Below are 8,185 nucleotides of genomic sequence, written 5' to 3' on the forward strand. Positions count from 1 at the left end.
TCGTTGTGTGTGAAAAACGCATGACCTATCCCTTCACCGCACCTGCAGTCAGACCGGAAACGATCTGGCGTTGGAAGATCATGACGAGCAGGAACAGCGGCGCGGTGATTGAAACCGCCGCGGCAACTGCCTCGACCTGATCCGTCGTCGTCGTCTCGCGGTTGAAGTAGCCGGCGATTGCCGGAACCATAGTCTGGTTCTGTGCATCCAGCAGAAGCGAGCACACCAGATAGTCGTTATAGGCCAGCAGGAAACTGAACAGGCCGGTGGTGATGACGCCCGGCCACATCACCGGCATGATCACCCATCGGAATGCCTGGAAGTGGGTGCAACCGTCGACGCGGGCCGCTTCGTCCAGTTCAGTCGGGATGTTCTGGAAAAACGACCGCAACATCCAGATCGTGAATGGCTGGTTGATGGAGACGAGCACGGCAATAACCGCCCAGGGCTTGCCGTAAAGCGTCGGCGCTGCATCACCAAGGATCGGCCTCAGGATTTCCGCCGAGTTGATGAAGGGTGGCAGGTAACCGGCAACCAGCACGGAATGAGGCAGCGCACGGAACACGAGCGCGATGATCAGAATCCAGAAGGCCAGGCTGGAGCCGGAGCGGGCCAGACCGAACCCGGCGAGAGTTCCCACCGTCAGAGACACGGTCACGACACCCGCCGTGACGATCAGCGAGTTGATGAAGTTCTCGTAAAAGGCGTTGTCGATCCAGACAGCCTTGTAATGCTCGGTCGTCAACCCGAGGATCGGTTTTCCGAACGGGCCAAGGACCGAGTTAACCGCATTGAGAACCGGCGGCAGGATGCCGAAGAAGACAATCAGGAACCCGAGTGCAAACACCAGGGCACCGACAATCCATCCGGCGACCAGCAGATGTGGCGGCGAATATTTGCCGACCAGCCTTGGGAGCGCGCCGAAGGCCAAGTGCACCGTGTACCAGAGAACGGCAATACCGGCGATTATGCTGACAATCGACAGTCCGCGTCCCGTTGCAACCGTTTCCGGCCCGAAAATCACGTCGAACGGATTGGAAGCGAAGGCGTCTATCGGGTCCTTGAAGCTCATGACTGCGATCCAGAAGATCGGAAAGGCAGCTATCAGGCACCAGAAGCTTAGAAAGCCGGCGGAAGACAGACGCAAGGCCACCGGCTGCTGCATGGATTTCGGCAGGCTCATACCCGTCCTCCTTTGTGATCGCGCCAGGTTTTGCGCAACAGTGGGACAAGCAGGATGACAATCCCGATCATGGTCAGCATCGCACTCGCGGAAGCCCGGGAGATGGAGCGGTTGCCGCTGTCATCAGGAACCAACAGGTCGTAGGTCAGCCATTGCAGCGAAATGCGATAGGCCTGGCTTGAGAAGCCGACGATTTCCTCAAACACCCTGTAGGAATCCATCAAATGGATCAGCGAGATGAAAACGATCAGCGGCATCAGATGCGGAATGACGACGTAACGCAGACGTTCCCAACGGCTTGCGCCATCAATTACGGCTGACTCCAGCGTGTCCTGATTGACCGTCTGCAGACCGGCGTAGAAAACGACGAAGGCGAAGGGAGCGACGTGCCAGACGCGGTAGAACATCATCAGAAGCTCGATGGTCCAGCCTTGCGCGAACATTGATATGTCCCGGCTAAGCCACCATTCCAGGAACGCGGTCATGATGCCGTCGCCGATGAACAACCAGCGGATCGACAGCGCTCCGATCACCGGTGTGATGATGAAGGGCAGCAGAGACAGGAATATGATCGGCCCGCGGATCATCCGGGTGGCGTTGTTGACGGCAATCGCAATAGCCAGGCCGACCCCGATCACCAACGGGAGCGTCACCAGCGTGAAAGTCAGGGTGAAGCGGAGCGCCTTCCAGAAATCAATTGTCAGCAGCCTGTTGAAATCAAGAGCACTCAAGGCTGCCCAGGCACGGTCCGGCTCCAGAACATTCCTGTAGCTCTCCCAGCCGACATACTTTTCCGCAGTGACAACCTTGCCGTCTTCGCCAATCTTGGGCTGGGTCTTGATCTCGGTCACGCAAGTCTGGGTGGGAAAGCCGGGAGTGCAGGTTTCGACTTCAACCGTCTCGAAGACGGGTTGCGTGACATAGAAACTCTGCATGAAAACGCTGACGAGCGGTGCAGCAATAAACAGCAGCATCAGAAAAATGGACGGGCCGACAAAAGCGGCAAACGTTTTGAATTTCATGCTGCCCTCCCCTGTTGCACGTGTCAGATGTTCGGGGCAGAGGGCGGGATCGCCCTCTGCGGTTTCGGTTGCCGATTACTGGATCAGTCCGGCTTCCTTGGCCGACGTGGTGTAGGCCGCCGCAATGTCCCGCAACGTCGTTTGCGCGTCTTTCGCACCGGTCAGATAGTCGGAGACACCGTTGCCGAGCGCGGTATGCATCAGGCCCATCTGGGAGCTTGCCGGGTAAGGCAGTGCACCTTCTGCAGCCGTCTCGACAACACCCTGCGCGAGCGGACCGGGCTCATATCCTTCGATCAGCCAAACGGCAACGTCGTTGTTTTCCTTCACCATTTCAGGGGTCATGCCGTTCATGGCTATCCGGAATGCGGCTTCGGCTTCTTCGTCGGATGCGTTTTTCGCGATGACGATACCGTCCCACCACAATGTCGACGCTGCGCGGGCATTGGCGGTCGGCGCACCGGCCATCTTCACCTTGCCGGCCACCTGGGACTCGTTCGGATCATCCATGGCGCCCGCACGGCTGGCCCACAGGTTGGCCATGGCGATCTTGCCCTGCTGGAACTGCTGCTGAACATAGGTGGAATCGGACACCAGATACTCCGGATCCATAAACTCCGTCAGCTTTTTCATCATTTCGAGCGAGGCAACACCCTGCTCGTTTTCAATGGTCGCCGAGTTGTCTGCACCAAAGAATTCGCCACCCATGCCCAGATACATGTTCACGAATTCCTGGCCCAGGTTCCAACCGGTCTTGTAGGTGCCGCCGAGCGGGTAATCGACGACACCTGCTTCCTTGATCTTGGCGGCAGCGGAGAGCACTTCGTCATAGGTCTTCGGCACGGGAAGCCCGAGATCCGTCAGGATGTCTTCGCGATACATCAGGTGCTGGGCGTTGACCATCATGGCGACGGCCATGACTTCACCATTGACCTTGATGAGCTGGTTCGGGGTCAGGTTCTGGCCGTATTTTTCGATCAACCCGTCGAGCGGCCGGACGGTGCCTTCGTTCAGCAACGGAACAAGCGTGCCGTTGGCGACCCCGCCGATCTGATAAAGCGCAGGGTTGGCAGCAAAGGCAGCCGGCTGTTTCTTCCTGAATTCCTGATCCAGCTCCGCTTGGAAATCGCCGCATTTGGCCATGAAGGACGTAACGGCCTTCCAGGCTTCAAAGCCTGCCGAAAGAGATTTCACCGGAACGGTGTTTTCAAAGTCACAAGCACCTGCGGCGCCGGTAACGGCCAGCGACATAGCGCCGGCAAGAAGCAGTTTCTTCAACATCTGTCAGGTCTCCCTGCTGTTCCGCGCGCCCGATTGGCGCAACTCTGGTTGGATTGGCATGCTGCCGTGGCGGACAGGCTTACGCGTCAACGCGCGCGCCGGTCTCATGATTGAAAAGGTGACAAATCTCTGCCGGAATGCTCAGATCCACGGTTTCGTCGATCTCGATCCGGTAATCCTTGTTGGCTTTGACCGATACGAGGGCTCCGCCTGCCTTGACCGTGATCATGGTCGCATCGCCGAGCAGTTCCATGGTGTAGACAGCTGCGTTGATCTCCGCGCCGCCGCCACCGTTTTCGGGCCGGGCGACAGCCGCGTCTTCAGCCCGGAAACCTAGAACCACCGGACCATCGGGACCGCCAAGTCCGCTGATGGAAACGTTTTCGCCGGTAAAGACGCCGCCTTGCAGCGTTCCTTCCATCAGGTTCATTGCAGGCGACCCGATGAAGCTTGCCACGAACGTATTCGCGGGACGGTCGTAGATGTCGGTCGGCGTACCAACCTGCTGGATGATGCCGCGCTTCATGACCACCACCCGGTCCGCCAGGGTCATCGCCTCGATCTGGTCATGGGTAACGTAAATCGTCGTGACCTTGAGCTCGTGCTGCAGGTTCTTGATCTGGGCACGGGTCGACACACGAAGCTTGGCATCGAGGTTGGACAGCGGCTCGTCCATCAGAAAGACGTTCGGTTCGCGCACGATCGCCCTTGCAAGCGCCACACGCTGACGCTGTCCGCCCGACAGTTCGGCCGGCTTCCGGTGCAGGAAGTCGGTGAGTTCAACCATTTCGGCAGCGCGCATTACCCGCTCTTCGTGGCTTGCCGGATCGACCTTGCGCACCTTCAGCGGAAAGCGAATGTTCTCATAGACATTCATGTTCGGATAAAGGCCGTAGGACTGGAACACCATGGCGATATCGCGATCCTTCGGATCGAGATCATTCACCACCCGGCCGCCGATGACGATGTCACCGTCCGAGGCATCTTCCAGGCCGGCAATCATCCGCATGGTCGTGGTCTTGCCACAGCCTGACGGTCCAAGCAGAACCAGAAATTCACGATCGGCAATCGTCAGGTCGAAATTGTCCACTCCGACAAAAGCACCCCAACGCTTTGACACGTTTTTCAGCTGTATTTCAGCCACAACGTCCCCTCCAAAACCGTTCGCTGATACATTTTTGCATTCCTATGCAAAATAAGTAGACACACTTATCTTTCTTTGGCAATGATTTTTTGCATACGAATGCAAAATGACTAAAATCAGATCTCTTCAAACCCTCAGCAGGCCACAAAATGTCCGACTTCCGGCGCTCTCCCCACACTTTCCTGAACACCGTTCTGAACGCCTCTACTGAAGAGACAAGGGTGTTACTTTCCAGTCACTTGACCAAAGACGTCACTTTTGACATCGTACATCCGGTCAATCGGTTGGAGGGACGCTCCGCAGTTCTGGAAAACTTTCTTGAGCCGCTGAAAAAAGCACTCTCCCATGTGCGTCGGCGTGATGAAATTTTCATCGGCGGGCCGAACAGAAGAGCTCCTGGAGGTCACTGGGTTGCGAGCGTCTGCCACTATGTCGGCAATTTTGAAGCACCCCTGTTCGGTGTCAGGCCATCAGATCACCTGGTCTTTCTTCGCTCCGGCGAGTTCTACCGGATCGAACCCGATGGACGGATCTCCGAAGCCAAGATCATCATCGACCTCTTAGACTTGATGCGACAGGCGAACCGGTTCCCGCTCCCCGGCATGCTGGGAACGGAGATGCTGTTTCCCAGCCCGGCGACACATGACGGTGTTCTGCCGATCGGACTGGCAGACGGCGAAAGAACGCTCGACCTGTGTGAAGCAATGCTCGGCGATCTCAAGGCCTTTGATCCTGAAACCTTCACCTCAAAGGGACAGACCGGCGACGACGGCTACTGGCATGATGACATGCTGTGGTACGGTCCGGGAGGCATTGGCTCCAACTACCGCTGGAGCGGCTTTGAAAAGGATCACCGCGCATCCTTCCTGACCGCTTTTCCCGACCGGATCGGCGGCAATCACTATTGCCGCATCGGTGATGGTAACTTCGCCGCTGTCAGTGGATGGCCTTCCATGACTATGACCCATCAGGGCGACTATCTCGGTGTGCCGGCGACCGGCAAGCCCCTCACCCTGCGCGTGATGGACTTCTATCGCTGCGCCAACAACAAGATCATGGAGAATTGGGTGCTGCTCGACTATCTGGATCTATTCCGGCAAATGGGTCGTGATCTAATCAGTGAACAAGCTGAGTAAAACCAGACAAGACGAGAGCCGGCTGACTGTCGGCTTCACTCCCGTTTCTGCTTGGCCCGCACTTCGTTGAAAGACATGGAGTAAGTGCTCGAGAAGGCCCGGCTCAAGGTCGAGGCCGACGAAAACCCGGTCCTCAACGCAATCTCGGCCAGCGGAAAATCGGTTTCACGCGCCAGCTCTCGTGCTCGTCCCAGGCGGATAAGCTGATAGTACTTGCCAGGCGTCAGGCCGAGTTCACGTGCAAAGAGGCGATTGAGGCTCCGCATGGAAACCGGAATGCTGTCTGCAATTTCGGGAAGTGACATGGGAAACTCGACGTGTCTGATCATCAGATCAACTGCCGCCTTCAGTTTCGGTGAACCGGCGGCCTTCAGCCTGTCCGGCCCACGTCCGAGATGATGCTGCCGTTCAACATCGAAGATGAACATGTTGGACACATCGAACGCCACTGACGGACCGAAGTGTTCACCCAACAGGTGAAGTATCAACTCCATCACCGTCGAAGCGCCGCCACAGGTAATCGTGGCCGGTTCCACGACATAGCGGCGTTGGGAGACCGAAATGCGATGAAAGGTTTCTTCGAATGCAGCCATCTCCTGCCAATGAATTGTTGCTGCCGTCCCATCGAGGATGCCTGACGCTGCCATGAGCCAGGACCCGGTGTCGGCGCCGACAACCTTGCCGGACCGGCGCGCTGCCCGGCGCAGCTGCGAACAGGCCTCTTTTGTCGTGTGTTCACGTATCCCGTAACCGCTGACCACAACAAGATAGTCCGTCCTGGTCATCGATTGCAGGCTGCCTTGTGCTGCGATTTCGATGCCGCTGGAGCTAAGCGAAGGCGAGCCGTCGAGGGTCAGGATGTCCCAGGTCAATTCGGCCGAATTCGGCAATTGCTGCGCGACCCGCAAGGGTTCAAGCGCACTTGCCAGAACCATGTTCGAAAATCCATCGAACAGAAGAAAGCAGAAGTGAAGCGGCTCTTTTTGCATAACTTGCCAACCATATGGCAATTTTTGCACCCTTCAAGTCAAAAACTTCTGCTTAACCTATTGCCAGTTTCGAAGTCGAAGCCATCGTCTTCAAGTCTTGAGCGGCGCAGAAACGACCGCACAATAATAAGGACCTGAAGCGACAGAGGGAGGCGGTTTCTTCGTATTGCTTGCGATGACTGGTGTTTTCACCTGGACGGGCTTTTTGTGCCCGCAGGCTGGCTTTGAATGCGCTGAAATCACCTTGCGAATGCTGCTGCCGCACTGGACTTCACTTACGACATCTAGAAGGAAAAGCGCTGAATGCCTTTGCAGATGAACCGGGAAGTATTTGTGACATGTGCGGTGACGGGGTCTGGCGGGACGCAGGACAAGTCGCCGCATGTTCCGCGCAGTCCGCGCGAGATTGCAGACAGTGCCATTGATGCGGCCAGGGCCGGAGCCGCCGTCGTGCACTGTCACGTGCGCGACCCGGAGACCGGCGCCCCGTCACGCAGGCTGGATCTTTACCGGGAAGTGACGGAGCTGATCCGCGCCGCCGATGTCGACGTGGTGCTGAACCTGACCGCCGGAATGGGCGGCGACATTGTCTTCGGCTCCACCGAAGCGCCGTTTCCGGTGAATGCGGCCGGGACCGACATGATCGGTGCGTCCGAGCGCATGGCCCATATTGCCGAATGCCGGCCGGAAATCTGCACGCTCGATTGCGGCACCATGAACTTTGCCGAAGCCGACTATGTCATGACCAACACGCCGGGCATGCTGCGGGCCATGGGCGCCATGATGACCGAGCTCGGGGTCAAGCCGGAGATCGAAGCCTTCGACACCGGTCACCTGTGGTTCGCCAAGCAGCTGGTCAAGGAAGGCACGCTGGCCTCGCCGGCGCTGGTACAGCTGTGCATGGGCGTGCCCTGGGGCGCACCGAACGATCTGAACACGTTCATGGCCATGGTCAACGCCATTCCGGACGACTGGACCTGGTCCGCCTTCAGCCTTGGCCGCGATCAGATGCCCTATGCGGCCGCAGCGGTGCTGGCCGGCGGCAATGTGCGGGTTGGACTGGAAGACAACCTGTTTCTGGAAAAGGGTGTCCTGGCGACCAACGCCCAGCTGGTGGAAAAGGCGGTCAAGGTGATCGAGGGACTGGGCGCCCGGATCATCGGTCCGCAGGATGTGCGTGACCGGCTCGGACTGACAAAGAGGGCACCGGCATGAAGGCAACGATTGTCGGCGGCGGTGTCATCGGCGGAGGCTGGGCAGCGCGTTTTCTCCTGAACGGCTGGGATGTGGCGGTCTTCGACACCGATCCGGAGGCGGAACGCAAGATCGGCGAGGTGATCGCCAATGCCCGCCGCAGCCTGCCTGCACTCTATGACCGGCTGTTGCCGGCGGAAGGCGCACTGACCTTCCATGACGATCTGGCGGCAGCG

Annotated in this window: 8 protein-coding genes; 3 read left to right on the forward strand and 5 right to left on the reverse strand. The window is 58.1% G+C overall.

Annotated features, from left to right (window positions below; translation table 11 throughout):
• Nucleotides 1-25: 25 nt before the first annotated feature.
• The 4 genes from ABLQ08_RS32310 to ABLQ08_RS32325 form a co-directional block, all read right to left on the reverse strand.
• Nucleotides 26-1,183, reverse strand: coding sequence for a carbohydrate ABC transporter permease (locus ABLQ08_RS32310; protein ID WP_352950894.1), 1,158 nt, complete (start codon nt 1,181-1,183; stop codon nt 26-28).
• On the reverse strand, nt 1,180-2,205 hold the full coding sequence (locus ABLQ08_RS32315) for a carbohydrate ABC transporter permease (RefSeq protein WP_352950895.1): 1,026 nt from the start codon (nt 2,203-2,205) through the stop codon (nt 1,180-1,182). Before ABLQ08_RS32315 ends, ABLQ08_RS32310 begins: the two co-directional genes overlap by 4 nt.
• Before the next feature lie 75 nt (nt 2,206-2,280).
• Complete coding sequence (locus tag ABLQ08_RS32320; protein WP_352950896.1) at nt 2,281-3,486, reverse strand: ABC transporter substrate-binding protein; 1,206 nt, start codon at nt 3,484-3,486, stop codon at nt 2,281-2,283.
• A gap of 79 nt (nt 3,487-3,565) precedes the next feature.
• Complete coding sequence (locus tag ABLQ08_RS32325; protein WP_352950897.1) at nt 3,566-4,630, reverse strand: ABC transporter ATP-binding protein; 1,065 nt, start codon at nt 4,628-4,630, stop codon at nt 3,566-3,568.
• A gap of 149 nt (nt 4,631-4,779) precedes the next feature.
• Between ABLQ08_RS32325 and ABLQ08_RS32330 the strand changes: the two genes are divergently transcribed.
• Nucleotides 4,780-5,766, forward strand: a complete 987-nt coding sequence (locus tag ABLQ08_RS32330) for an ester cyclase (RefSeq protein WP_352950898.1) — start codon at nt 4,780-4,782, stop codon at nt 5,764-5,766.
• A gap of 35 nt (nt 5,767-5,801) precedes the next feature.
• On the opposite strand, the gene ABLQ08_RS32335 is transcribed toward ABLQ08_RS32330, so the two are convergent.
• Entirely contained in the window at nt 5,802-6,755 is a 954-nt protein-coding gene (locus ABLQ08_RS32335; protein WP_352950899.1) for a GlxA family transcriptional regulator, read from the reverse strand.
• Between the two features lie 303 nt (nt 6,756-7,058).
• On the opposite strand from ABLQ08_RS32335, the gene ABLQ08_RS32340 reads away from it, so the two are divergent.
• Both ABLQ08_RS32340 and ABLQ08_RS32345 read left to right on the forward strand, forming a co-directional pair.
• Complete coding sequence (locus ABLQ08_RS32340) at nt 7,059-7,970, forward strand: 3-keto-5-aminohexanoate cleavage protein (protein WP_352950900.1); 912 nt, start codon at nt 7,059-7,061, stop codon at nt 7,968-7,970.
• Nucleotides 7,967-8,185 (forward strand): 3-hydroxyacyl-CoA dehydrogenase NAD-binding domain-containing protein (locus ABLQ08_RS32345; protein ID WP_352950901.1); only part of this gene is annotated, 219 nt, incomplete at its 3' end. The genes ABLQ08_RS32340 and ABLQ08_RS32345, both read left to right, overlap by 4 nt.

Source organism: Roseibium sp. SCP14 (genome assembly GCF_040329475.1).
Classification (GTDB): domain Bacteria; phylum Pseudomonadota; class Alphaproteobacteria; order Rhizobiales; family Stappiaceae; genus Roseibium.

Excerpts from the sequence above, each read along its gene's own strand:
- ABLQ08_RS32330 (WP_352950898.1), top strand. The coding sequence starts at position 4,780 with ATGTCCGACTTCCGGCGCTCTCCCCACACTTTCCTGAACACCGTTCTG.
- ABLQ08_RS32335 (WP_352950899.1), bottom strand. The coding sequence starts at position 6,755 with ATGCAAAAAGAGCCGCTTCACTTCTGCTTTCTTCTGTTCGATGGATTT.
- ABLQ08_RS32320 (WP_352950896.1), bottom strand. The coding sequence starts at position 3,486 with ATGTTGAAGAAACTGCTTCTTGCCGGCGCTATGTCGCTGGCCGTTACC.
- ABLQ08_RS32310 (WP_352950894.1), bottom strand. The coding sequence starts at position 1,183 with ATGAGCCTGCCGAAATCCATGCAGCAGCCGGTGGCCTTGCGTCTGTCT.
- ABLQ08_RS32315 (WP_352950895.1), bottom strand. The coding sequence starts at position 2,205 with ATGAAATTCAAAACGTTTGCCGCTTTTGTCGGCCCGTCCATTTTTCTG.
- ABLQ08_RS32340 (WP_352950900.1), top strand. The coding sequence starts at position 7,059 with ATGCCTTTGCAGATGAACCGGGAAGTATTTGTGACATGTGCGGTGACG.